Here is a 24,790-nt window from a genome sequence, read left to right as displayed (position 1 = left end):
CCGGTGAAGCGCTATCTAGGCTCTCTCCCAAATACACGCAAGCACAAAATCAGACTCCGATACAAAAAAGTTTTCCCGCCGCTGAAACACCCGTTGAGGCAGGGTTTTGCGCTATCGGCAATAGGGGCCGTTGCGGTGGCGCGCGGTGTCATAGTGGAAATGGTCTTCATGCATGCCGTCAGAGCCTGGCCCCAATGTGGTGCCGAATGTCCCGCAGGCCGCACGGTGCATGCGCTGCAAGGCCCGCGAGTGTTCCGAGCGGTGCCAGTCGCGCAAGACCGACATCTCTGCCCCATTGGCCAGCTGGATGGCGCTGATATCGATCGCGCGGCCACGCCCGTGTTCCGAAATTCTGGCGCCTGCGCGGTGATTGCGCGTGCGGCAGACATAATGGGCGGCCACACGCAGCCCTGTCACCCCCCCGCCAGTGCGCCCGACAGCGGGTTTGACGCCCTTGCGCACCCAGTGGTGCAAGGCGCTTGCTGTGTCGCAATCCATGATAGCCGCTTGGGACAGCTTGACCCCGTCGACATGGGTAACGCGCACGGGCGCGGCGACTCCGCATCCGGCAACGGCGGCGGTGATGGGGGGAATCACCTCCCCCTCCAGCCCGCGGATACCACAGAGCCTGCCCGAGGCGCGCGGGCTGGTCACAGCGCGCGATGGCCCGCCGCGATAGGCGGCATTCTGAAAGGGGTTGAGGCGTGTCAGCAATCCGGGGCGGTCTTGCTGCTGGGCAGAGACAATGGGCAGGGCGCGGGCATTCCGGTCTGCCTTACGGTCTGACGAACACCCTGCAAGAACCAGAATCACCAGACCTACACCTGCAATCACGCGCCTGTTCATACATCTGCTCCGTGCTTTCTGGCGCGGCCGAAATCGGGCGCGTCGGTATCTTGCCCTGCATCAATGATCCCGCGGCGAATCGCGCGGGTCCGGGTGAAATACTCATGCAGAAGCGCGCCATCGCCTTGGCGAATCGCGCGTTGCAGGGCGAACAGTTCTTCGGTGAAGCGGCCCAGAATCTCTAGCGTGGCATCTTTGTTGGTCAGGAACACATCGCGCCACATCACAGGGTCGGAGGCTGCGATTCGGGTAAAGTCACGAAATCCGGCTGCGGAATATTTGATGACTTCGCTATCGGTTACGCGGCGCAGGTCATCTGCGACACCGACCATTGTATAGGCGATCAGATGCGGGGTGTGGCTGGTTACCGCCAGAACAAGGTCATGATGCGGCGCATCCATCAGGTCGACATTCGCGCCCATGCCGCGCCAGAACCGCGACAGCCTGTCCAATGCGGGCGAATCGCAGCCCTCTGGCGGGGTCAGGATGCACCAGCGGTTGTCGAAAAGTTCCGCAAAGCCCGAACGCGGGCCGGAATGCTCGGTCCCTGCCAGCGGGTGGCCGGGAATGAAATGGCTGTCTGCGGGCAGATGGGGGGCGACCGCGTCAATGACCGCCTGCTTGACCGAGCCGACATCTGTGACTGTCACGCCGGGCGCCAGATGCGGCGCGATTTCGCGGGCGACAGCCTCCATCGCGCCCACGGGCACGCATAGCACAACCAGATCGGCCCCTGCAACGGCTTCGGCAGCCGTGTCGAAGACCTGATCGACCAGGCCGATCTCGCGCGCGACCTCGCGCGTCTGGGCAGAACGCGCGGTGCCTGTCATATGCGCCGCCAGCCCTGCGCGGCGGATCGCATGGGCCATAGAAGATGCAATCAGCCCAAGGCCAATGAAGGCCACGCGCTGATACAGCACACTCACCGCTGCCCCTCCATAAAGGCCGTGATGACATGGGCAACGCGGCGGCAGGCCGATTCGTCGCCGATGGTGATGCGCAACGCCTCTGGCAGCCCGTAGCTGGTGACCTGCCGCACGATCAGCCCTTCGGCCAGCAGCGCCGCATTGCAGGCTTCGGCCTGCGCGGCGTCGCGGAACCGCGCCAGCACGAAATTGCCAAAGGACTTGTCCGTGGCCACCCCGATCGCATTCAGCTTATCCGCCAGCCAGTCGCGCAAGCGGGCATTCTCGCTTAGGCTGCGGGCGATATGTGCGCTATCGCCAAGGGCGGCTTCGGCAATATCCAGCTGCATGCTGGACAGGTTGAATGGGCCGCGCAGCCGGTTCAGCACATCGATCACATGCTGTGGCCCATAGCCCCAGCCAACCCGCAAGCCCCCAAGCCCGAACAGCTTGGAGAAGGTGCGCGTCATCACGACATTGTCGCGCCGGTCCACAAGGGCGGCACCGCCATCATAGTTTTCGGCATATTCGGCATAGGCCCCGTCCAGCACCAGAAGCGCCTGCTTCGGCAGACCTTCGGCCAGACGCTGCACCTCCTCCATCGGGATCATGGTGCCGGTGGGGTTGTTGGGGTTGGCGATGAACACCAGCTTGGTGCGCGCATTAGCAGCCGCCAGCAGGGAATCGACATTGGCGGTGCGGTCTTGCTCTGGCGCGGCAACCGGCGTCGCCCCTGCCGCCAGCGCCGAGATGCGATACATCAGGAATCCATGCTGCGAATAGAGCACCTCATCGCCCGGACCGGCATAGGCCTGACACAGAAAGCTGATAATCTCGTCCGAGCCAGCGCCGCAGATAATGCGCGACGCATCCAGCCCGAAATGCGTTCCCAGTGCCGCGCGCAGGCTGGCATGGTCTGTCGGCGGATAGCGGTGCAGGTCGTGGCCCGCGCGCGCATAGGCAAGGCGCGCCAGATCGCCCGGCCCGAACGGGTTTTCATTTGATGACAGTTTCACCACATCATCACGTCCGGCGATCTTTGACGTGCCACCCTGATAAAGCGCGATGTCCAGTATACCCGGTTGCGGGCGAATATGCGCGTGCATTTGTTGCCTCATGACCACCTCTTGCGCTTGTCTTTAGCGCCAGATCGGGGGTGAAGCCAGCGCAATGGGCGGGTTTTTTCCATCATGCGTCAACACGTTGCCTTTGTGCCGCGCCTAGGGCTTGTCCGGCCCCTGTTCCTCATCCAGTTTGCCCAGATGACTGGCGCGCGGATAGGTGCCTGTATCGGTACGGGTGCGGGTGGCCAGAACAGGGCGATTGTCAGAGACATTGGCCTTATCCTCGCGCATGACAATGTAAATACCGCTTAGAATAATCACTGCCGCACCGGCAATTGTCAGAACATCCACCCCCTCGCCAAAGAACAGCGCGCCGAAGATCACGGCCCAGATGATTTGTGAATATTGCATCGGCGCGATCTGGAAGGCGGGCGCGCGTTTATAGGCGGCAATCACACACAGACTGGCCACCAGCGCAAGGCAGGCCATCAGCGCCAGCGCGCCGAAATCGGCCAGTGGCATGGGACGGTACACAAAGGGCAAGGCCGCGCCCATCAGCAGCAAATTCGCCATCATGGGATAGAGCAGCAGGACAACATTGCGCTCCTCATCGCCGATCTTGCGGATGATGATCGAGGCGAAGGCACTGGCACAGGCCCCAAGCATCGCGGCCAGATGGCCCGCGCCGATCCCCTCGCCCTGTCCGGGGCGCAGCACGATCAGCACCCCCACCAAACCCACCAGCACCGCAGCGCCCCGGTGCAGGCCCACGCGCTCTCCCAATATGGGGACGGACAGCATGGTAATCAGCAGCGGGGTTGCAAAAAGAATCGCATAGGTCTGTGCAAGGGGCAGCACACTGAATGCGTAAAAGACGCTCACGCCCGTCACAACGGCCGCACCTGTGCGCAGCGCGGTCCAACCGGGCCTGCGGGGCAAAAGATTGCCATCTGTCGGGTCGCGCATCAGCAGCACCATCGCCAAGGGCAGCCCCAGCAAAACGCTGAAAAATACGATCTGCACAGGGCTGTAAGACCCGCCAAGCGACTTTACGATGACATCATGCACCGAGAACAACGCGAAAGCCGTCAGGGCCAGCGCAGGGCCAGCAAAGGCAGATTGGCTTAGACGATTGAATGAAGACATGCCGTTCCCCGACTTGACTTCGGTATCGCTAACATGACGGCGCGCGCGAAATCAAGCGGGTTGCGCAGGCTCTTGCCACAGCACGCGCGCACTGCCTGCCTGCATAGCAGCACTTGCACGCTCAAAACGCAAGAACGCAATCGCCTTGCCTGCCGCCTGGGTGAACAGCTGCCCCGCGACCTTCTCGCCCGACATGATGTCAGCGCCCACTGGGGCCGCGCCTTCAACCGCTACAGTGACGAACCCTTTGCGCAACGCTGTCTTGTGCTGCATGCGCGCGGTGACTTCCTGCCCGACATAACAGCCTTTGCGAAAATCAACGCCGTTCAGCCGGTCAAACCCTGCTTCAAGAATGAATGTCTCATTGGGGATCAGCTCGATCCCCGCTTCTGGCACGCAATGGGCTACGCGCAGCGCGTTCCAATCGGTGCCGTCGTCGGGCAAATCGCGGCCATAGACGCGCCAGCCCAGCGCGGGGTGGCGCGGATCGGCCAGCGCACCATCGGGGGCCGGACCCGTGCCGCGGCTGACAGGCAGGGCCACGCGCTCCAACGTGATGGGCGCGCGCAGTTTATACAGGCTAAGCCGCTTGACCAGATCATCGGCAAGGGGTTCGGCGACATCTATCAGTATGCTGCCTTCATGCGCGACAAGGAAGAAATCGGCCAGATACTTGCCTTGCGGCGTCAGCAATGCCGCGTAAACAATGCCGTCGCGCGCCAGTCGGCCAAGGTCATTGCTGACCAGCCCTTGCAAGAATTTCGCAGGATCGGCCCCGGATACCTGAATGATCGCGCGCTGCATGACTGTCCTCTGGTTATTCCTGCCCCTTACATATGTCGCGCGGCCCGTGTCGAACAGGGGCCGCGCGCAAACGCTTAATGTGCGGCGCGGATAAAGGTGCCATTGCGCAGATCGCGGATGGCTTGCTGAATCTCGGCCTGCGTGTTCATCACAATCGGCCCGTGCCATGCGACAGGCTCTTGCAAGGGCGCGCCAGAGATCAGCAGGAAACGCACACCCTCCTCACCTGCCTGCACAGTGACTTCGTCACCTGTGCCAAAGCGCACCAAGGTGCGGTCGCCAGACATGTCGCGGATATTGACCTCCTGCCCCATGACCTCTTTCTCCAGCAGCACGCCAGAGGGTTTGGACGCATCCGAAAACACCCCCGCCCCCGCAAAGACATAGGCAAAGGCGCGGCGATAGGTGTCAACCTTGAAGGTTTTGCGCACGCCGGGCGGCACGGAAATATCCAGATATTGCGGATCAGCCGCAATACCATCGACCGGCCCGCGCTTGCCCCAGAAATCGCCAACAACCACGCGCACCTTGGTGCCGTCATCGTCAATAATCTCGGGTATCTCGGTTGCCTGCACATCCTGATAGCGCGGCGCGGTCATCTTCAGGCTGCCCGGCAGGTTTGCCCAGAGCTGGAAGCCATGCATCTGGCCTTGCCTGTTTCCGCGCGGCATTTCCTGATGCAAAATGCCCGACCCCGCCGTCATCCATTGTACATCGCCCGCGCCCAGCGTGCCGGTATTGCCAAGGCTGTCGCCATGGTCCACCTCGCCCGCCAGAACATAGGTGATCGTCTCGATCCCGCGATGTGGGTGCCACGGGAAGCCGCGCAGGAAATGTTCGGGTATGTCATTGCGGAAATCATCGAATAACAGGAACGGGTCCAGTTCGGACGGGTCGTGAAAGCCAAAGGCGCGGTGCAGGTGAACGCCTGCCCCTTCCAGTGTGGGTTGCGCCTTGCGGGTTTCCAATGTGGGGCGGATAGACATGACAGCACTCTCCGATCAGACATGTATTTACGAGGTACAGATCGGTGTAATCCGGCGCCAAAGCAACCCACAGTCTGCGAACCGCGCATGTTCATGAATGCACACTGCCCCTGCGCCGCCAAATTGCGCATGCGCGCTTGCCCCATGGCAAGCAGTCGCCCGCATTACAGCAGCAGCCACCAGACCGCCCCCAGTCCCAGCGCCACACCGCCGAATGCGGCAAGAGGCAATGCGCGCGCCCCGCGCTTGCGCCAGCCCCCAACCCCTGCCGCTGTCATATTGGCCAATGCGTCCCTGTCATACCGGAACACTGTTTTCGATGGCCCGCGCCCATGCGCTTCCGCGCGTATTTCCCTGGCAAATGCAGCCAGCAATGCGCCACTCAACACAGCGTCTTCCAAATCTGCCTGATCCGGCCGCACAGCAACGCGTTGCTTTTTCCGGCGGGCCGATTGCAGGTTCGGCCATCTGGTCCAGACATCGCGCGCAGGTGCCACAGGGCAGGGCAGATCGACCAGATTGGCGATAATCCCGACACGCGCCTGCCGATCTGCCAGTCGATCCTTGGGCGCCCTTATCTTTTCTGTATCATTCTGCACCTGCACCTGCATGGCTGCACCTGTCCCTGAGCATGTGCACACACTATCCACGCAAGAGTTTAAGAAAGCATTAGCGCCGCCGCTTGCGCCGCGCACCGGGGGTTTTAGACGCGAAATCCGGCGGTCGGCGCGCCACCCAGTCGATAAACCGCGCCAGCCTCGGATGTCCGCGCAACGCCTCTATCGTGTTGTAATTGCGTGCAAGTTCGGATTCTTTCAGACTGGCATGGATTTCTTTGTGGCAAATATGGTGCAGCAAAACCACCGGCCCGCCTTTGCCTCCGCGCAGTTTCGGCACAAGGTGATGCAGGCTTTGCGGCACATCGGGCGGAATCGGCCGGCCACATAGCGGGCAGGCCGGATGCTGTGAGATATCGCTTTGAAATATGTCCATTTCCGCACTGCCCTTATGCCCGATATATTGTTAACCTATGTAATGAAAGACAGTCGCACCACCAGTCCGTCACTGACGCGGGAATAAGGGACTTGAGAATGCCATTTAGCGCACGAGATGAAATCGCACATTTGTTTAATGACTGGAATGCAGCGCTACAAAGCCTTGATGCCGCGCAGGTTGCCGCCCTTTATGCCAAAGATGCTGTCTTGCTGCCCACTGTATCCAATGAAATACGCAAGACTCCGGCCGCGGTTCAGGAATATTTCACGCGCTTTCTCAAGAAAAAGCCCAAAGGCAGGATCATCCAGCAAAACATCCGCCTGCTTGACTCTTTGGCCATAAATTCCGGCATCTACACTTTCGATCTGACCATCGATGGCACTGACACGCAGCTTTTATGCCGCTATACATTCGTCTACCGCAAAGACCCCGAGGGATGGAAAATCATCGAGCATCATTCCTCTGTCATGCCGGAATAGACCAAAGGCCGCGACAATCGCCACTGATACAGCCCTTTCCCACCTTACCCACCTGATTTCAGGCACCCCCTGAACAGCACAATGCGGAACACCCAATGACTCAGGACAGCCCCCCCTCGCCCATGGTATTTGTCGCGGAAACCAGCACCGCCATTGACCTGCATCTGGTCAATGCCGAAGACTTGGAAGCCTGGACCGACATGCAGCCCCGGCGCGTGCGCACATGGCTGGAAAGCTTGGGCTTCAGCGCCAAACCGGGCGAAGTGGCGCTGGTCCCTGACAGCGACGGGGGCATGGCGCTTGCCGCCATCGGGCGCGGCACAGCCAAAGAGCGCGCGCGCCAGCGCTTCTGCTTTGGGGGTGCACGCGCAAAACTGCCTGCCCGCACCTACCGGCTGCACCACATGCTTACCCCAGAGGAGTTGGAGGAAGAGGCCCTTGGCTGGTGTCTGGCCGGTTACCGCTTTCGCCGCTTCCGCCAGACAGAAGCGCCCGCACAGGCCATGCTGGTCGCGCCCGCCCAACTGGACACAGGCCGGATCGAGGCCATCGCCGCAGGCGAGGCGCTGACCCGCGAGCTGATCAACACACCCGCCTCGCATATGGGGCCGCAGGAACTGGAAGCGGCCTTTCTGGCGCTTGCCACGGAACACAGCGCGACAGCCAGTGTGATTGCGGGCGATGATCTGCTGCACCAGAACCTGCCGCTGATCCATGCGGTGGGTCGCGCCTCTGACCGCAGCCCGCGCCTGCTGGACATGCGCTGGGGCAAATCCGGCCCACGCCTGACCCTTGTGGGCAAGGGCGTGTGTTTCGACACAGGCGGGCTGAACCTGAAACCCGGTGCCTCGATGGGGTTGATGAAGAAAGACATGGGCGGGGCTGCCACGGTCATGGGGCTTGCGCATATGATCATGGCGCAGGGCTGGCAGGTGCAGTTGCGGGTGCTGGTGCCGGCTGTGGAAAACTCTGTTTCCGCCAATGCCATGCGCCCCGGCGACATTCTGATCTCGCGCAAGGGGTTGAGTGTCGAGGTGAACAACACCGACGCCGAAGGCCGACTTGTGCTGGCCGATGCGCTGGCCCTCGCGGATGAGGAAACCCCCGATATGCTGGTCTGCATGGCCACGCTGACAGGGGCCGCGCGGGTGGCGATGGGGCCGGATATCGCGCCGTTTTTCAGCACGGACCCCGCAATGGCCGCGGCCCTGATGCAGGCCAGCGCGCAGGTGCGCGACCCGCTTTGGCAATTGCCCCTGCATCCCGCCTATGAATCGATGATCGAGCCGGGCATTGCCGATCTCGACAATGCCCCCTCTGGCGGCATGGCGGGCGCGATCACGGCGGCGCTGTTTCTCAACCGCTTTGTCGAGGCCACCCCCCGCTTTGCCCATTTCGACATTTACGGCCACCAGCCCAGCGCGGCCCCCGCACGGCCCAAAGGCGGCGCAGGCCAAGGCGCGCGCGCGCTGTTCGCAGCCCTTCCGGGCCTTCTGCACCCATGAGCGATCCGCGCATCACCCCTTTCAGCGGGCGCGTGGCCCATATCCGGCTGCAAGGCCAGATCGACGCGCCCGCCTTCACCCAAGGGCAGATGATGCGCGTGGCAGCGCCGCTCAGCGATCTGTGGCGCAGCCCCGATGGCCCGCGCGACCGCCAGCTTTTGCGCGGCGCGCGGGTCTGCGTGATCGACCAGAGCGGCGCGTTTTCCTATATTCAGGCCGAGGGGGACGGCTATTGCGGCTGGCTCTCCAGCGCCGATCTGGGCGAGGATCACAGCCCAACCCACCGCGTGCGCGCCCCCGCCACCCATCTCTATTCCGCGCCCGACCTGAAAAGCCCCGAGCGCGCTGCCCTCTCGCTCAATGCCTGTGTCGAAATCATCAGCGCACAAGGCGCATTCCTGCAAACCCGTGACGGCCACTGGCTGCCACAACAGCATCTCGCCCCCCTCACCACACCGGAATCCGACCCTGTCAGCGTCGCCGAAAGCCTCATCGGCACCCCCTATCTCTGGGGCGGCAATTCCCGCGCGGGGCTTGACTGTTCGGCGCTTGTGCAACTCGCGCTGCAAGCCTGTGGCTGCCCCTGCCCGGGCGACAGCGATCTTCAGGAACGCGCGCTTGGCCCCGCCCTTGCCGAAGGTACACCCAAACAGCGCGGCGATCTGCTGTTCTGGCGCGGCCATGTGGCTTGGGTCAGCGCCCCCGACATGATCATTCACGCCAATGCCCATACAATGTCGGTCGCCTATGAACCCCTCGATCAAGCCATCCTGCGCATCGCCCGTGAAAGCCCCGTCACGGCCCATATCCGCCCGCGCTGACCCGTCCTCATTTTCTTGCTAAAAATACTCACTACAAGGCATCAGCCTGCGCAACGCCTCAGATTTTGCGCGGTTTTGCCCGCAGGGTGGGCGCGGCCTCCAAGGGGTTTTCGGGCCATGGGTGGCGGGGGTATTGGCCGCGCATATCCTTGCGCACATCGGCGTAACTCTCGGCCCAGAAGCCCGGCAGGTCCATCGTCACCTGCACAGGCCTGCGCGCGGGTGAAAGCAGCACAATCCGCAAGGGCTGGCGTTTGGGGCCGATCACCGGATGGCGGGCCAGACCGAACATCTCTTGCAGGCGCACTGCAATTTCTGGGGCCTCGCCCGCATAATCTATGGCCACCTTATTGCCCAAGGGCGTGATGAACTGCGCAGGTGCCATCTCGTCCAGCATCTGCATCTGCCCCCAGTCCAGCATGCCGCGCAGGGCGGGCAGCAGATCGCACGCGCGCAACTGATCAGCCGTGCGGCACCCGTCCAGATGCGGGCCAAGCCATCGCTCCAGCCCGTCCAGCAGGGCGCCCTCGCGCATATCCGGCAGCTCTGCCCCTTGCGCGCGCAGCAATTCCACCCGCGCAATAAAGCGCCGCGCGGCGTCGGACAGGGGCAAGCCCAAATCGCGTATCCCGTCGCAAGCCGCCCCCATCATGGCCTGCGGGTCAGGGTCGCGCCAGTGGCGGTCATCCAGCACCAGCGCGCCGAAACATTCCTGCGCGCGCGCTTCAATCCGGCGGTGGCGCTTTGACCAGTGGCAGCGATTTTGCCAGAGGATCTGATCGCCATAAAGGCCGCGCAATTCCCCATCTGTCAGCGCAATCGCCTGCCGGATTCGCGCCTCTTGCGGGTTGCCGTCAGTGTCTGTCACCACCAGCAGCCGCAACTGCGACAGCCCGTCGCCATCGGGCAGAACCGCGCCCTTGCCGCCAGACAGCACATAGCGCGGTGCATCGCCCTTGCGGCGCAGCCCGATCCGGTCTGGATAAGCCAGTGCGGCCATTTCGGCAGGGCTATGGGACGCCTCGCGCTTGGGGGCCAGTCGGGCAAGGCGGCGCATGTCTTCGCGCACCCGCTCCAATGTCGCGCGGTGTAGCGCATGGGGCGCGCGCGCAGCAAAACCGCGCGGGTCGCGCAGCGCTTGCAATCGCAACCCCAGATCGACCGATGCCCCTTGCAGAATGTCGCGGTCAGACAACAGCGCCGCAAGCGGGGCGGCGTCTTTGCCCGCGACCAGCAGCATATGCGCAAGGCGGGGGTGCAGCGGCAGCGCGGCCATGGCGCGGCCGTGCGCTGTGATGCGCGCCATCTCGTCCAGCGCACCAAGGCCGCGCAACAGCGCGCGCGCCTCGGCAATGGCACCCTCGGGCGGCGAGGTCAGAAAGCGCAGCCCCTCGGCCCCGCCCCAGACCGCCAGTTCCAGCGCCAGCCCCGACAGGTCCGCGCGTTCAATCTCGGGCGGGGCGAAGGCTGCCAGCGCGCCCTCCTCGCTGCGCGCCCACATGCGATAACACAGCCCCTCGGCCACGCGCCCTGCCCGCCCGCGGCGCTGCTCTGCCTCGGCGCGGGTGACGCGTTCGGTGACCAGCCGCGACATGCCGGTTCCGGGGTCAAACCGCGCGCGCCGCGCCAGCCCGCAATCAACAACAATGCGAATATCCTCGATCGTCAGCGAGGTTTCGGCAATCGCGGTGGCCAGCACGATCTTACGCCCCCCCGCCATCGGCGCAATGGCGGCGCGTTGCTGGGCAAAGGGCAGCGCGCCATAAAGCGGGCGGATTTCAGCGTCACCCACGCGCCCCTCCAACGCCGCCGCCACACGCCGGATTTCCCCTTCACCGGGCAGAAAGGCCAGAACCGACCCTTCCGCCTCGACCACGGCCTGCGCAATCAGGTTGGCGGCGGCCGTCTCGAAGCGTTCCGCCTTTGGGCGGGGCCGCTCCAGCCAGCGGGTTTCCACCGCAAAGGCGCGGCCCTGCGCGGTCAGGATCGGTGCGTCGTCCAACAATCGCGCAACCGGCGCTGCATCCAGCGTGGCCGACATGACGACCAGCGCCAGATCAGGGCGCAGCGCTTCGCGCACTTCCCAACTCAGCGCCAACCCCAGATCGGCATTAAGCGAGCGTTCATGGAATTCATCAAAGATCACCGCACCGACACCACGCAATTCGGGGTCATTTTGCAGCATCCGCGTCAGAATGCCCTCGGTCACCACCTCGATCCGCGTGGCGGGCGAGGTGACAGCTTCGCCCCGAATGCGGTAGCCGACCTGCGCGCCCACCTCTTCGCCCAGAAGCCGCGCCATCTGTTCGGCGGCGGCGCGCGCGGCCAGCCTGCGCGGCTCCAGCATCAGAATGCGGCCTGAAATCTGGTCCAGCAACGCAAGCGGCACACGCGTTGTCTTGCCTGCACCGGGTGGGGCCTGAAGCACCGCGCGGCCTGTGCGGCGCAATGCGGCGGTCAGTTCAGGCAAGATGTCATCTATGGGCAAACGCATGGCTGCGCTTATGCCCTGAGTTTGCGCCATATCACAAGAACCACGCGCAAGGCTTACCCGTGCTGCACCGTGTCGGTATGCAAGGCGCGTACCTGTTGCAACATCGCTTCCAGCTGGGCCAGACGATCCGCGCCCAGCGCGGCTGCAAGCTGCGCCTGATAGGCCAGCCCCCGCGCGCCCAACTGGCGAAACACGGCCTGCCCTGCCTCGGTCAGCGACAGGTTTTCGCGCCGTTTGTCATCTGTGGCACGGCTGCGCGCCAGATAGCCCATATCCTGCAACTGCCCCACCGCGCGCGAGACTTTGGTTTTCTCGATATGGCTGATCTGGCAAATCTCGGACGCGGTCATGCCCCCGAACTTGCCCAGATTGGCCATGACCCGCCATTGCGTGCGCGACATGCCAAAATCCTGACGATACACCGCCGCGAATGACCGGCTGCTGGCCTCTGCCGCCTGATTCAGCAGATAGGGCAGAAAACACTCCAGATCGAACCCGTCTTCTGGTGCATCACGCATGGTAGTGTCCTTTTGCCGTTTCGCAAATCATGGCATGATCGGATTGCCGCAATCAAGGCAGCGATTAGACGGCAAACCAGACCATCGCCGCGAATGCCAGCGCCGCCCCCATCAGGGCAGAGCCTGCAATCGGCCAATGCAGCAGCCACCTTTCGGCCAGTTTGCACATCAGCAACAGCCGCAGCACGGGGCGTTTGCGGTATAGTCTGCCCTGTCTGCCAACTGGCAGTTGCAAGACGGGTCGCAGCTTTTGCGTGGGCAGGAATACCAGCACATCCCCCGGCGGGTAATCTGGCAGCGCCAAGCGGCGGGCCAAGGCAAGCGCCACCAGCCCCAGCAGCATCGGCCAAAGCCCCTCCAGCATCGTCGCGGGCTGGAACGGGTAGCCGCGCGGCAAGGCCACAGCACCGGGCCACAGCAGCCAAGGCAGCGCAAGGGCCAGTGCCGCAAGCCCCGCAATCGCGGCAAACAGCCCGCGCCACTGCGGTATCTGCGCGGGTTTTGCGGGCAGGTCTGCAAGGCGGAACAGGAACCAGCCAAGAACAAGCGTGGTGGTTACACTGCTAAGTGTCAGGGCAAGGGAAAGCATGTCGCCCACCCCCTCTTTCGCCGCCAGTTTGGCCAAGGCACCGCCCGTCAGCGGCAAGCCCGCAACCGACAGCACCGCAGACCCCGCCAGCCCCAGCACCGCGCGGCGCTGCAAGGGGCTGGTCGCAAGCATCATCATGCCAACGCAGAGAAACAGCGCGCCTTTGGCCATCCCATGATGCAGCGCAAAGTAGGCCACCCCCTGCGAGCCTGCACCCACAAGCACCAGCAACAGACCCATCTGGCTGACTGTGGAATAGGCCAGCACCGCTTTCGGGTTGCGCTGGGTCAGCCCCCAAAGTGCCGCGCCAAACGCGCCCAACAGGCCAAGCACAACCAGCACCATGCGCCAGCCCGTCGCCTCGGGCAGCAGCAGCAACATGCCGATCAGCCCCGCCTTGACAATCGCACCCGACAGCACCGCAGACCCCGCCACTGGGGCCGCCGGATGCGCAAGCGGCAGCCACACATGCAGCGGCACCATACCTGCCTTTATGCCAAAGCCTGCGATCAGCAAACCCACCCCCAGCGGGCCAAGCGGCGCATCAGTGAATGCCGCGCGAACAGTGGCGATCTGCAAATCCTCGGCCTGCGCCGCGCCGATCATCAGGCCGGTCAGCAACGCCGCCTCGCCCAGCACGGCAAGCGTAATATAGACCCGCCCTGCCCCCAGCGCCGCCTTGGTCCGGTCATGGACCACCAAAAACCACGCAGCCAGCGAAACTGCGGCGAAGGCAACATAGAAGGTGATGATGTCAGCGGCCAGATACACCCCCAGATTGCCCGCCAGCGTCAGGCACCAGAAGCCTGTGAAGATGCCCGCCTCGCGCCCGCGGGCCATGGTCTGCGCCCCGTACCAGCCCGCAACCGCCCAGACCAAGGCCGTCATACCCAGCAACAAGGCCGAATCCGGCCCTGCCGCAAGCTCCACCCCCAGCATCAGGTCAGGGAACACCACAGCCCCCGGTGCCCCTGCCATGGCAAAGGCCAGCGCGGGCAAGGGGGCCAGCGGCAACAGCCGCAGCGCAGTGTCGCGCCAGCGCGGCACCACAGGCACCACCCCTATCAGCAAGGGCCATAGCAGCACGGCGAAAGGCGCAAGCGATCCGGAATAAAGCGCGTTCATGGCCCATACCCCTGCGTGACAATCAAGGTGGCCCAGCCCAGCGGGCTGATCGGGCTGGCCGCCAGCATCCCAACCCCTACAGTCGCCGCCGCCGTCACCACGGCAGGCACGACAAGCCCCGGCGCGCGGTCATCGCCTTTTGCACCGCTTGCCAGTGGCAGGAACCATAGACGATACAGGATTGGCAGGAAATACGCCGCATTCAGAAAGGTTGACGCCAGCAGCACCGCCAGTACCCAAGGCGCGCCCGCTTCCAACGCGCCAAGGCCAAGGTAGAACTTGCTGACAAACCCCGCCAGCGGCGGCAGGCCAATCATGCCCAAAGCGCCAATACTGAAACAGGCCGAGGTCCATGGCATTTGCGCGCCCATCCCGTTCAGCCCGTCAATCCGTTTGACGCCCGCGCGTTCGTCAAAAATGCCTGCGCAGAAAAACAGTGTGATCTTCATCAACCCCTGATGGATCAGATGCACCAGCCCGCCGATCATCGCCAAGGGGCTGGCAAGTGCGGCCCCAAGCACGATGTAGCTTACCTGAGAGACGGTCGAGAAGGCCAGCCGCTTCTTGATCTCGTCTTGCTGCAACGCACGGACAGACCCCCAGATAATGGTGAAAGACGCCACAATCGCCAGCGGCACACCCACCCCAAGCGCTGTCATATTCTCCGCCCCGAACACGTCATAGACCACGCGCACCACACCAAATGCGCCCGCCTTCACCACGGCCACCGCATGCAGCAGCGCTGAAACGGGCGCGGGGGCTGCCATGGCCGCAGGCAACCAGCCATGCAGCGGCACCAGACCGGCCTTTACCCCCACCCCGATGATGAACAGCGCGAAAATGGCGCGCAGGGCGGCAGGGTCCAGCCCGCTCAGGTCTGGCGGTTCGGTAAACAGGACAGGCCCTGTCGCACTTTCCAGCCAGATAATCGCCCAGAGCAGCGCCGCCGATCCGGGCAGGGCATAAGCGAAATAAACCCGCGCCGCCCGCAGTGACGGCTTGTCTTGCTTATGCGCCACCAAGGGCCAGGTGCTAAGCGTGAGCAATTCAAAAAAGATGAAAAAGGAAATCAGCGACCCTGACAGCGCCAGCCCCGTTGTGGCCGCGACACACAGGCTGAAAAACCCGAAAAACCGCGACAACTCGGCCTTGGTGCCGAAATAGGCAATCGCGTAGATGGTTGTCAGAAACCACAGCGTGGCCGAAAGCGAGATGAACAGCAGCGCCAGCGCATCGACCCGCAGCAACACGACCAGACCGGGGGCAAGGGGAAACTCAGCCTCGTATGCCGCGCCATCTGCCACGGCAAACAGCATCCAGATAATCAGCGCCAGTTTCAGCACCGCCCCACCCAGTTGCAACGCATTGCGCAGGGCGTGACTGTCTTGCGCCAGAAAGAACGTCACCCCCGCAGGCAGAAGCGAGGTCATCAGCAGCAGCACAGGCAGCGCGGTTGTCATAACCCCTCCGCCGCTGGGTCGGGGCGGCCGATCTGCAAGAACTCGAACGGGACCGAAGACAACAGGCCCAAGGCGACCGACAGCACCGCCAGACCAAGCGGGATGGCTTGCCAGCTGCGCGGGATGGCGCGCGGGGCAACAGCACTCTCGCGCGCGAAAATCGCGGCCAGGGGGCGGTACAGATACGCCGCCGCCAGCAACCCGCCAGCCGCCAGCACCAAGGCCCATGCCCATTGGCCAGACGCAAAGGCCGCCGTCATCAGCAGGTATTTCGCGGTAAACCCGCCCGAGGGGGGCAAGCCCATCAGCGTGATCGACGCCAGCGCAAAGGCAAAGCCCGTCATCGGCAAGGCCCGCGCCATGCCGCGCAAATCGCTCAGGCGGTCACTGCCCATAGCCACAAGGTAAATGCCTGCCACCAGAAACATGGCCGCCTTGGCCAGCCCGTGGCTAAGGGTCTGGAATATGGCCCCGGTCCATGCGCCCGCAGCCCAAACCTGCGCGCCTCCATCGCCACCAGCAAGGGGGAACACCAAGAAGATATAGCCAAGCTGTGCAACAGTCGAATAGGCAACAATCAGCTTCAGCCGCGCTTGGGCCAAGGCCAACAACCCGCCCCAGATTACCGCCATCGCGCCAAGGCTTGCAAGGGTCAGAAGGGCGGCGGGGGCGGCAAGGTCCGGCATCGCCTCGAACCACAGGCGCAGCAGGATCAGCAGCGAGGCTTTGGGCACCAGCGCCGACAAAAGCGCCGAGGCCGGCGCAGGGGCGGCAGAATGGGCATGGGGCAGCCAGACATGGAACGGAAACAGCGCAGTCTTGACCAGCAAACCGGCGGTCATCAGCCCCAAGGCCAGCGCATCCGAGGGTGCGGCCATGCGCGCAGCCAGAAGCGAGATGTCCAGCGTGCCATGCGCGGCATAGGTCAGCACCACCCCCGCCAGATACAGCAATGACCCCGCCAGCGCGAACAGCAAGTAGCGCAAGGCCGCGGCAATCGCTTCGGCCTTGCCCGAAATCGCCACCAGCGCCACGGCACTCAGCGTGATCAACTCCAGCACCACATAGAGGTTGAACAGATCACGCGACACGAAAGCGGCGTTCATCGTGGCCCATAGCAGCAGCATCAGCGGCCAGAACCCGAAACCGGCGCGCGGGCCTGCCACACTTGCCGCCATTTCATGCCGCGCGGCCAGTGCAACTGCCGTCATGACCAGCGCCGTCATCACCCCAAGTGCCGCACCCAGCCCGTCTGCGCGCAATGCTATGCCAATCGGGGGCTGCCAGCCGCCAAGCGACAGGGTGACAGGACCAGTCTGCCAGACCACGACCGCCAGCCACAGCGATGCCGCCAGCGTCAGCCCCGCGCCCAACAGCGCCGCAGGCACCCGCGCGCGCATGGGCAGCGCAATGGCGGCGAATGCGGCCAGTAGCGGCAGGGTCAGACCGGCGACCAGCGCAGTCACAAGCGGCCCTCTTCATCTGGCAGATAGGCCGTGCCGGAACTGCGCGCCAGCGCCACCACCAGCCCCACCGCCAGCGCGCTGGCCGAAAGCGCCACAACAATGCCGGTAATGATCAGCGCTTGCGGAATAGGGTCCAGCCCCGTGCCGCGCGCGGCTGCCGCGCCGAAAAACAAAAACAGGCCAGAGCCGATGAGGTTGAACGCAATGATCCGGCGCAGCATATGCGGGCGCGCCAACAGGCCATAGACACCAAGGCCCACCAGCGCCGCACCTGTCAGGGCAAAAAGCGTCAGACTCATGCGTCTTGCTCCCCTTCATCGGGCGGGCCTATGACCAGCAAAACCAACGTCACGGCGATGGATACAGTCAGCGCCGCTTCGATCGTCACGATGGCGGGTTTTGCCAGCGCGGGGGGAAGCGCCAGAAACCCTTGCGCGAATACTGCACCCGCGATGCCGGACAACACAAACACCCCCGGCCCCAGCACAAGGGCTGCGCGCCATGCCGCCTGTTCCACGCGCGGCGCGTGCAAGACTCCCGCCATGATTGTGACAAGGCACACCGCTGCCAGCACTGTGCCCCCCTGAAACGCGCCGCCGGTTGTGTCGGCCCCGGCCCAGACCAGATATACCCCGAAAATTAACCCAATCGGCGGCAGAACGCGCCCGAAACTGGCCAGCACACCGCCCGGCCGTGCATGGTAGGGCAGGCCCAGCGGTTTATCCCACGCATGATCGCGCGCCAGCATCCACAGGCCCAGCAGCGCGGCCAGCAAGATGACGCTTTCCAACAACGTGTCCCATGCGCGGAAATTCAGCAGCACTGCCGTGACAGGGTTTCCCACGCCCGATTGCGGCAGCGCCTGCGACAGGTCGGGCGCGGTGGGGGCTGGCAGCGCGAACCACGCCCAGCCCAGCCCCGCAGCAATCCCGACAGCCACAACAGCGGCAGGCAGGTTCAGGTGCAAGGGCACCTCTTGACTGGCATTCAGGCGGCGCAAGCGCCCATGCGCGGCCAGCAGCAACACGCCCGTGAGACCCGCACTGATCGCGGCCTCGGCCAAGGCCACGTCATAGGCGCCCAGTCGCGCCCAGACAATCGCCAGCAACAGCCCGTAGGTGATGAAAAAGATCACCGCGCGAAACACGCCATGCCCTGCGACAGTTGCCCATCCCACACCCAGGACCAGCGCGCAAAGCGTGATGTCCAGCGCCACACTCATGGCTTGTCCTGTTCGGTCAGCGCCGCGCGGGCCACAAGCTGCGCAACCGTGCCTGCGGCCAGCAGCGCCAGCACCCAGATCAGCGCCAGCATGGCCAGTTGCGCCCAGCTTTCGGCCTGAAATGCCACCCCAAGCGCGATGAAACCAAGGCCCAGATTGTCGCCCTTGGTCAGGGCATGCAGGCGGCTGAACTGGTCCGGAAAACGGACCAGTCCCACTGTGCCTGCGATGAAAAACACAAGCCCCAGCCCTGTCAGCAGATAGGTTGCCAGATCAGCCATTCCGCCCCCTGTCCCGCCAGCCCTTTGGGGGGTGCGCTTCTTCCGGGTCGCCCGCGCCATCGGGGCTTTGCGACGTCACAAAACCCACCGCCGCAAGGGCCGCCAGCAGTGCCAGCGCGAAAGCCACGACCAGAAGTGTCCAGTCCTGCAACGCCGCCAGCACGATCAATACTGCAACCCCGCTGGTGCCGATCAGTTGCGCGGCCATCATCCGGTCGGCCTGCGATCGCCCACGCCAGACCCGCCACAGCGCCCCGCCAAGGCTGGCAAGCAGCACAATGGCCACGATATGCAGCCAGACCGTCACCCGCGCGCGCTGCGGGCTTGGCCGATGATGGCGGCAATCTCCTCGGCCTCTCGCGGGATGGCGCGGTCAAAGCCCGCGTCTGTGTCCAGCAGATGGACCAGCAGCTTGCCATCCTCGGTGCCTGCGGACAATGTGCCCGGCATCAGCGACAATTCGCCCCCCAAAGCCACGCGCGCCCCATCCGGCAAATCGCTTGGAAGTTCCAGCCAGCCGGGATTCAGGCGCATGTCAGGCGAGAACGCGCGCCGCGCCACATCCACACCCCCGACGACCGAGCCTGCAACAAAGCGCGGCACATGGCGCGCCAGCCGCCATAGCGCGAACGGGTGTTTCGGGGGCAGCAAGCGCAAGCTTAGCCATACCGCCACGGCAACGGCCACAGCGCCCGGCGCCAAGGCTTCAAGCGCCGCGCTGGTCAAAGCCAGCCATGCGCCCCCCAGAAGCAGCGCGCGATGAATGAGTGCTGTCAGCAAAACACGGGTCATTGGGCTATGTTAGGGTTCAGCATCGCGCGGCGCAACCACATGGGTTTGCTTTAGCACCCCTGCGCGCGTCTAGGGTGCCAGCCATTCCCCTGCCCAGCCATCCGCGCGCATAAACCGCGCGCGGCGGTGGTCAGGGCCAAGATGCACGACATCCATTGCGCCGATATTCAGACGCAACACAGCAAAACTGGCCGGATCGGGGGTTTTGCGATAGGCCAGCGAATGCGCAATCGGCTGGCCTGTGGCGGGCGTGCTGCCATAGGCCAGCCGCGATGGCGCAGGCACACGCGCCCAGATATGGGCCACTTCCGCGCCGGTCAGGATTGCCACCTCTGCCTCTAGCCGCAGTTGCAGATGTGCGGCACTGTCCCAGACATGCAGCGCGGCGAAAGGGGTCGCGCGCACTTGCGCCACCTTGGCCGAATGCAGATCCGTGTGAATATCCAGACTGCCCGCCGCCATGTCTGCGGCGCGCAAGACAACTGTGCGGGCCTGTGGCATGCCCGCTGGCGTTACAGTGGCAAGGGTTAGGTGGCGTGCGGCGGCGTGGCGGTCATGAACGCCGCGCAAAAGCCGCGTCCAGACCTGCGCATGCAGGCTTGCCAGTTCCGCCGCCCATGGGTGGGGGTCCGCATTCATTTATACGCCTCTCGCCGTGTGCCAAACGCGCGCACGCGCTTGCGCCATGCGCGGTAGCTGCCGGGTTTCAGGCTTTGGCGCATCAGGGTTTTCACCTCATCCGGACCTAGCCCGTGCTGCGCGCGGATCTGCTCGAAACTGACATGATCGCTTAACGCCATCTCGATAATCTCGCTTGTGGTTGCGGGGTCGGGGGCGTGTCTGGTCATGAGGGCGATCCTGTGTTTCAGTTGCGCAAACTGTGGTGTGCACGCGAAAAGTCAACGCGCGACAATATCCACGGGGATCAGCCCACGCAGGGCGTTGCCCATATAGACATGCGTGGCGCGGTGCAGGTCTGGCAGGGTCAGGCGGGCTTCGGCCCAGCCATCGGCCAGCAGACTGGCCCGCAAGATGCCCGGCAACACGCCACAGTCGCGCGCAGGGGTCAGCTTGCGGCCATCGGGCATTTCCACAAAGATATTGGTAATCGTCCCCTCGGCCAGTTCATCGCGTTCATTCAGGAACAGCCATTCATCCACCCCCTCTGGCAGCGTGGCGCGCAGATGGTCATATAGCCCGCGCTGGGTCGATTTGACCGCCAGCCACGGATCATCTGCGCGAACCCTCTCCGCTGCCACACGCACGCGCCAGCGCAGTGGCGCAGGGGGCAGGGGGGCCGTGGTCACATCCAGCGCGCCTGCGTGATCCAGCGTCAGGCGGCAGCGCAGGGGCAGAACGCTGTCTTGCTGCATCAACGCGCGTGCGCGGCGCGCATCGAACGGAAAGCCCAGCGCATCGGCGCTGCGTGCCAGCCGCGCCAGATGCAACTCGGCATGGCGCAAGCCGGGATACCAGCCAAAGGTTTCGATCAGGCGGGTTCCGTGTGGAACGCGGTTGCGTAGCGTGCTTTCCACAATGCTTCCTCATATTCCGCAGAGGCAGTCGAATCCCAGACCACACCGCCGCCCACATTCAACACCGCGCGGCCATTTTGCACCATCAAGGTACGGATCGCCACGTTGAAATCTGCCCGCCCGTCTGGCGCAAACCAGCCGATCGCGCCACAATATGCCTCTCTCGGGGACGGTTCCAGCGCGCGAATAATCTCCATCGCGCGCAGCTTCGGCGCGCCGGTGATCGACCCGCAGGGGAACAGCGCCTGAAACATATCGCCCACCTTGTGACCAGCGCTTAACTGGCCGGTCACAAGCGATGTCATCTGATGCACAGTGGCATATGTTTCGACCGCGAAAAGCTCTGGCACCTTGACGCTGCCTACCTTGCACAGGCGGCTGATGTCATTGCGCAGCAAATCCACGATCATCAGGTTTTCAGCCTGAATCTTGGGGTCCGAGGCAAGGCGCGCGCGCAGCTCTGCATCCTCCAGCTTGGTCGCGCCGCGCGGCATGGTGCCTTTCATCGGGCGGGTGGCAATCTGGCCGTCTTGCGTGATGCGGAAAAACAATTCGGGCGAACGCGACAGCAAATCTGGCAAGTCTTGCTGCAAGACAAGCGCGCCATGGCCCACCGTCTGACGCGCGCTTAGCGCGGCATATAGCGCAACTGACGCGCCAGAGACTTGCGCCTCTATCGGGAAGGTCAGATTGGCCTGATAGATGTCGCCTGTGCCGATCCAGTCATGCAAGCGCGCGAAAGCCCGCGCATAGGTGGCCATGTCCCATCGCGGTTCAAGGCTGTGCAATGCTGCATGGCCTGCTGCCAAAGGGGCCGCGCCGGTGGGACTGTCATACACCCCGAAACACACAAGCGGCAGAATACGGGTTTCGGGCATTAGCCCCTGCAGGCGCGACTCCAACGCGTAGCCCAGCTCGTAAGTGGCGTAGCCCGACAGCCATTTGCCCTGTTCCAGCGCATCGTTCATCTGGGCAAAGGCTTGTCCCACCTCTGCGGGGGTGCGCGCGGTGATCAAGGCCTGCGCATCGTCGAACCATGCGGCGCAACCATCGGGACCTTTATCAAACCGTATCCGCACGCGTGATCCGCCCTTTGTTTCAAGCTTGGCACAGATAGGGCAAATCGGGCGCGGGGAACAGGGGGGGCATGGTATCGCAGCATGGCGCGGCCCGCGCGCCGGTGTATTGTGCCATCAGCCAATAACAAGCGGCACAGAAAGCTGATACCCCCGATGCCGTATCGCTTGCAGCGGTTGCCCCTCTGCCCCTGCATCTTTCAGCTTCTTGCGCAGGCGCACGATGCGCACCTCGATCGCGGCCTTGCTCAGGTCAACATCGCGCGTTGCAATCGCGCTGATCGTCTGGAAATCCAGCCGGTTGTCAGGGGCGCGCTGGAATTCCACCAGGAGTTCAGCTTCGCTGGCAGAGAGTTGCGCCTGCCCTGCTGGTCCGGCAAGCGTCAGGGTGACTGTGTCCAGCATCAGCCCTTGCGGCACAGGCTTGGCAAGGTTCAACCGCCGCGCAAGCGCCTCGACCGAGGAGGTGAGTTCAGCGGCAGAACTGGGTTTGGCCAGATAAATGTCAGCGCCGCTTTCATACCCAAAGCGCCGGTCTTCCGGTTCACCACGCGCCGACAGCATGATGATTCCAACACTGGGATTGGAGGAGCGCAGGCGTTTTGCAACACCAAGCCCGTCAACACCGGGCAGGTTAAGGTCCAGTATCACAATATCTTGCGGGCCAAGTGTCGTCTTGGCCCAGAAGCTTTCAGCATCTTCAAACCCTGTCACCTGACGCCCGACAGCCGATAAAAGATCCACCAGCGACTCGCGCAGCGAGGTGTTGTCTTCGACAATCGCTATATTCAGCATGGCAAAGATACCCTGAATTCCACTGTTTCCGCGCTTGACCTGTAAAAAACCTCTCCGCCAAGCAACCGCAGAAGCCCATCGACAATATATAGCCCCAACCCCGACCCGATCTGGTTTTTTGCTTTCGGATGACGATAATATTTTTCAAAGACACGCGCGGGGTCTGGCATGGATGCTGCGCCGACTGCATTCTCGAAATAGATCATACACGCATTTTGGTCCGATCCGTAGCGGATATTGATTGGTGTGTCATCTTTCGCATATTTAAGGGCATTATCAATGAGATTGTGAAAGACCACTTCCAGCAACAGCGGATCGCTTTTGACAATGCAAGCCCCTTCGCCTGTCATAACAAGGCGCGCGCTCTGTGGGTTGGTGTCGCACAGGGTTTGAAGAAGCATGCCGACATTGCAGACTTCTGACTTGATGGAATGGGTTTTCCTGTCAAGCCGGATGGCTTCGCTACACCGCTCGACAATACCATCCAGCGCGGCAATCGCATCAGACACACGCTGTCGTTGCCGTTCGCCAAAACTTGGCGCTGATACGGACATATTGACGACGGCCATTGCATTTCGTGTTTCATGCGTCAGCATGTTGATGAATTGCTCCAGGATAAGGGCTTGTTCGCGCTCTGTGTCGCGGCGCTGCTCCATTTCCGCCATCGCAATCCGTGCCGTCAGGGCGTTATTTATTAGGTTGCGCCCATGCAAATGCAGGATCACAAACATCAGCAGCGCCGTCACCAGCCCATGGAACATTGCCCCGTAAAGCGCAGTGCCACCGACATTCGACAAGCCCAGCAATGCAGTGACCCATAACAAAACGGCGCCCGACAAAAGCGCATAGATCACCCGCATGGTGACCAACCCCGGCGAGGCTTCCCGACGCGCGGTAAAGGCATTCAGCAAAAAAACAAAAGGTGCGATAGCGACAAATATTGCATTTAGCTGCAACGCAAAGCTGCCAAACCCAGCCCAAAACAACAGCATACTTACAATCATGCCAATCATCATGACATCAAACAGTCTTAAGGCAAACCAAGCCGGGCGGTACCGCATTAAGACAGCTTTATGAAAAATGACCGACACTATTGACGCCAGAAACACATTTGTCCGAAACAGGCTTGCGAATATCTCTCTGAAATCCGGAGGAATGATGATCGCTAGATATCCGAAAAACTGAATGTTATGGATGATAAAAACCACAAGCGTGATGGCAAACAGCCAGTACAGTCCCTCTTGTGTGACAAACGCCATCCGCACAGCCCAAAGCATTACAAACAGCATAAAGGCCAGATATATAAGCTGTGTTATGTTTATTTGCGTGCTCAGCAACCGTGCATCGACCAAAGGCAAAACCGAGATATGCGCCGCAATCGCCCCGACCGATTCCACGCGCAGGTAATACTCTACCTCTGACGGGCTTGCTGGCAATCGAAAGGTGCGGTGCGTTGACGGCCAGACTTGCGCCTCTGGGATATAAGCGCCGCTGGCGGGGTGCACGGCCCAGGCACCTGCCTCTGCCTCGGCAGGTTGAAACAAGGTGACTTTATCCAAGATTGTTGGACGGACAAGCATCACCCCATCAGTGCCATCGGGCGAAGGCGCAACTTTCACCCGCAACCAGTAGACTGGTGATCTATACCCTTCTGCAAGAACCTGTCTCGCGGGCTGGAAGGGCATATTGATCACATCTTCAAAGGTGAAGGACGCGGTTCTATCTTCCAACTTCTCGACCGAGACGATCAATTCGGTCGCAGCAAAGCCTGCCGGGACATATAGGGAAAACACTGCCAACAAGACAGCCAGCGCGCAGAACGCGCGCCTGAACAAATGGCAATATCGGTAGGATGCGTCACGCATCAGGCTGCAATCGCATATTC

27 protein-coding genes are annotated in these 24,790 nt (G+C 62.8%); 3 read left to right on the top strand and 24 right to left on the bottom strand.

Features of this window, described 5'->3' with window-relative positions:
- Positions 1 to 111: 111 nt before the first annotated feature.
- The 8 genes from BG455_RS01590 to BG455_RS01555 all read right to left on the bottom strand — a co-directional run bounded on the left by BG455_RS01590 (position 112) and on the right by BG455_RS01555 (position 6,744).
- Entirely contained in the window at positions 112 to 846 is a 735-nt protein-coding gene (locus tag BG455_RS01590; protein WP_071468180.1) for an extensin-like domain-containing protein, read from the bottom strand.
- Positions 843 to 1,772 carry a prephenate/arogenate dehydrogenase family protein gene (locus tag BG455_RS01585; RefSeq protein WP_084386069.1) on the bottom strand — a complete coding sequence of 310 codons (930 nt, stop codon included), beginning with the start codon at positions 1,770 to 1,772 and terminating at the stop codon, positions 843 to 845. Before BG455_RS01585 ends, BG455_RS01590 begins: the two co-directional genes overlap by 4 nt.
- Positions 1,769 to 2,869, bottom strand: a complete 1,101-nt coding sequence (gene hisC, locus BG455_RS01580; protein WP_425438706.1) for a histidinol-phosphate transaminase — start codon at positions 2,867 to 2,869, stop codon at positions 1,769 to 1,771. The genes BG455_RS01585 and hisC overlap by 4 nt, the downstream gene beginning before the upstream one ends.
- A 102-nt stretch (positions 2,870 to 2,971) precedes the next feature.
- Positions 2,972 to 3,961 (bottom strand): DMT family transporter, encoded by a 990-nt coding sequence (locus BG455_RS01575; RefSeq protein ID WP_071468178.1) that lies wholly within the window; start codon positions 3,959 to 3,961, stop codon positions 2,972 to 2,974.
- 51 nt (positions 3,962 to 4,012) lie between these two features.
- Positions 4,013 to 4,765 (bottom strand): CAF17-like 4Fe-4S cluster assembly/insertion protein YgfZ, encoded by a 753-nt coding sequence (gene ygfZ, locus BG455_RS01570; protein WP_071468177.1) that lies wholly within the window; start codon positions 4,763 to 4,765, stop codon positions 4,013 to 4,015.
- Positions 4,766 to 4,839: 74 nt separating this feature from the next.
- Entirely contained in the window at positions 4,840 to 5,751 is a 912-nt protein-coding gene (locus BG455_RS01565) for a pirin family protein (RefSeq protein ID WP_071468176.1), read from the bottom strand.
- A 164-nt stretch (positions 5,752 to 5,915) separates the two neighbouring features.
- Positions 5,916 to 6,362, bottom strand: a complete 447-nt coding sequence (locus BG455_RS01560; protein WP_071468175.1) for a hypothetical protein — start codon at positions 6,360 to 6,362, stop codon at positions 5,916 to 5,918.
- 58 nt (positions 6,363 to 6,420) lie between these two features.
- Positions 6,421 to 6,744, bottom strand: a complete 324-nt coding sequence (locus BG455_RS01555; protein ID WP_071468174.1) for an HNH endonuclease — start codon at positions 6,742 to 6,744, stop codon at positions 6,421 to 6,423.
- A 98-nt stretch (positions 6,745 to 6,842) separates the two neighbouring features.
- Between BG455_RS01555 and BG455_RS01550 the strand changes: the two genes are divergently transcribed.
- From BG455_RS01550 to BG455_RS01540, 3 genes are all read left to right on the top strand, one after another.
- Positions 6,843 to 7,226 (top strand): SgcJ/EcaC family oxidoreductase, encoded by a 384-nt coding sequence (locus BG455_RS01550; RefSeq protein WP_071468173.1) that lies wholly within the window; start codon positions 6,843 to 6,845, stop codon positions 7,224 to 7,226.
- Positions 7,227 to 7,321: 95 nt separating this feature from the next.
- On the top strand, positions 7,322 to 8,731 hold the full coding sequence (locus BG455_RS01545) for a leucyl aminopeptidase family protein (RefSeq protein WP_084386068.1): 1,410 nt from the start codon (positions 7,322 to 7,324) through the stop codon (positions 8,729 to 8,731).
- Positions 8,728 to 9,552, top strand: coding sequence for a C40 family peptidase (locus BG455_RS01540; protein ID WP_071468171.1), 825 nt, complete (start codon positions 8,728 to 8,730; stop codon positions 9,550 to 9,552). Before BG455_RS01545 ends, BG455_RS01540 begins: the two co-directional genes overlap by 4 nt.
- A gap of 58 nt (positions 9,553 to 9,610) precedes the next feature.
- Here the strand turns inward: BG455_RS01540 and hrpB are convergent, their stop codons facing one another.
- The 16 genes from hrpB to BG455_RS01460 form a co-directional block, all read right to left on the bottom strand.
- Positions 9,611 to 12,046, bottom strand: coding sequence for an ATP-dependent helicase HrpB (gene hrpB, locus BG455_RS01535; protein WP_111361232.1), 2,436 nt, complete (start codon positions 12,044 to 12,046; stop codon positions 9,611 to 9,613).
- A gap of 53 nt (positions 12,047 to 12,099) precedes the next feature.
- On the bottom strand, positions 12,100 to 12,564 hold the full coding sequence (locus tag BG455_RS01530) for a MarR family winged helix-turn-helix transcriptional regulator (protein WP_071468169.1): 465 nt from the start codon (positions 12,562 to 12,564) through the stop codon (positions 12,100 to 12,102).
- A 64-nt stretch (positions 12,565 to 12,628) separates the two neighbouring features.
- The gene (locus tag BG455_RS01525) at positions 12,629 to 14,278 is read right to left on the bottom strand and encodes a complex I subunit 5 family protein (RefSeq protein ID WP_071468168.1); all 1,650 of its coding nucleotides are present in this window, start codon (positions 14,276 to 14,278) and stop codon (positions 12,629 to 12,631) included.
- Positions 14,275 to 15,738 (bottom strand): complex I subunit 5 family protein, encoded by a 1,464-nt coding sequence (locus BG455_RS01520; RefSeq protein ID WP_071468167.1) that lies wholly within the window; start codon positions 15,736 to 15,738, stop codon positions 14,275 to 14,277. Before BG455_RS01520 ends, BG455_RS01525 begins: the two co-directional genes overlap by 4 nt.
- The gene (locus BG455_RS01515) at positions 15,735 to 17,204 is read right to left on the bottom strand and encodes a complex I subunit 5 family protein (protein ID WP_071468166.1); all 1,470 of its coding nucleotides are present in this window, start codon (positions 17,202 to 17,204) and stop codon (positions 15,735 to 15,737) included. Before BG455_RS01515 ends, BG455_RS01520 begins: the two co-directional genes overlap by 4 nt.
- Positions 17,201 to 17,503, bottom strand: coding sequence for an NADH-quinone oxidoreductase subunit K (locus BG455_RS01510; protein WP_071468165.1), 303 nt, complete (start codon positions 17,501 to 17,503; stop codon positions 17,201 to 17,203). Before BG455_RS01510 ends, BG455_RS01515 begins: the two co-directional genes overlap by 4 nt.
- Positions 17,500 to 18,426, bottom strand: a complete 927-nt coding sequence (locus BG455_RS01505) for a hydrogenase subunit MbhD domain-containing protein (protein WP_071468164.1) — start codon at positions 18,424 to 18,426, stop codon at positions 17,500 to 17,502. The genes BG455_RS01510 and BG455_RS01505 overlap by 4 nt, the downstream gene beginning before the upstream one ends.
- Positions 18,423 to 18,707 carry a cation:proton antiporter gene (locus BG455_RS01500; protein WP_071468163.1) on the bottom strand — a complete coding sequence of 95 codons (285 nt, stop codon included), beginning with the start codon at positions 18,705 to 18,707 and terminating at the stop codon, positions 18,423 to 18,425. The genes BG455_RS01505 and BG455_RS01500 overlap by 4 nt, the downstream gene beginning before the upstream one ends.
- Positions 18,700 to 19,014, bottom strand: coding sequence for an MrpF/PhaF family protein (locus BG455_RS01495; protein WP_071468162.1), 315 nt, complete (start codon positions 19,012 to 19,014; stop codon positions 18,700 to 18,702). Before BG455_RS01495 ends, BG455_RS01500 begins: the two co-directional genes overlap by 8 nt.
- A complete protein-coding gene (locus tag BG455_RS01490; RefSeq protein WP_071468161.1) occupies positions 19,011 to 19,499 on the bottom strand; it encodes a Na+/H+ antiporter subunit E in 489 nt (162 codons plus the stop codon). Before BG455_RS01490 ends, BG455_RS01495 begins: the two co-directional genes overlap by 4 nt.
- 69 nt (positions 19,500 to 19,568) lie before the next feature.
- Entirely contained in the window at positions 19,569 to 20,138 is a 570-nt protein-coding gene (locus tag BG455_RS01485; protein WP_071468160.1) for a pyridoxamine 5'-phosphate oxidase family protein, read from the bottom strand.
- Complete coding sequence (locus BG455_RS01480; protein ID WP_071468159.1) at positions 20,135 to 20,347, bottom strand: TIGR03643 family protein; 213 nt, start codon at positions 20,345 to 20,347, stop codon at positions 20,135 to 20,137. The genes BG455_RS01485 and BG455_RS01480 overlap by 4 nt, the downstream gene beginning before the upstream one ends.
- Before the next feature lie 51 nt (positions 20,348 to 20,398).
- A complete protein-coding gene (locus BG455_RS01475; RefSeq protein ID WP_071468158.1) occupies positions 20,399 to 21,034 on the bottom strand; it encodes an aminotransferase class IV family protein in 636 nt (211 codons plus the stop codon).
- Positions 20,989 to 22,113 (bottom strand): aminodeoxychorismate synthase component I, encoded by a 1,125-nt coding sequence (locus tag BG455_RS01470; protein ID WP_071468157.1) that lies wholly within the window; start codon positions 22,111 to 22,113, stop codon positions 20,989 to 20,991. The genes BG455_RS01475 and BG455_RS01470 overlap by 46 nt, the downstream gene beginning before the upstream one ends.
- Before the next feature lie 114 nt (positions 22,114 to 22,227).
- On the bottom strand, positions 22,228 to 22,905 hold the full coding sequence (locus BG455_RS01465) for a response regulator transcription factor (protein WP_071468156.1): 678 nt from the start codon (positions 22,903 to 22,905) through the stop codon (positions 22,228 to 22,230).
- Complete coding sequence (locus tag BG455_RS01460; RefSeq protein WP_071468155.1) at positions 22,899 to 24,770, bottom strand: sensor histidine kinase; 1,872 nt, start codon at positions 24,768 to 24,770, stop codon at positions 22,899 to 22,901. Before BG455_RS01460 ends, BG455_RS01465 begins: the two co-directional genes overlap by 7 nt.
- Positions 24,771 to 24,790 lie beyond the last annotated feature (20 nt).

The sequence above is a fragment of the Roseinatronobacter thiooxidans genome (assembly GCF_001870675.1).
GTDB lineage: Bacteria > Pseudomonadota > Alphaproteobacteria > Rhodobacterales > Rhodobacteraceae > Roseinatronobacter > Roseinatronobacter thiooxidans.
This window is presented reverse-complemented; position numbering and strand designations above follow the sequence as displayed.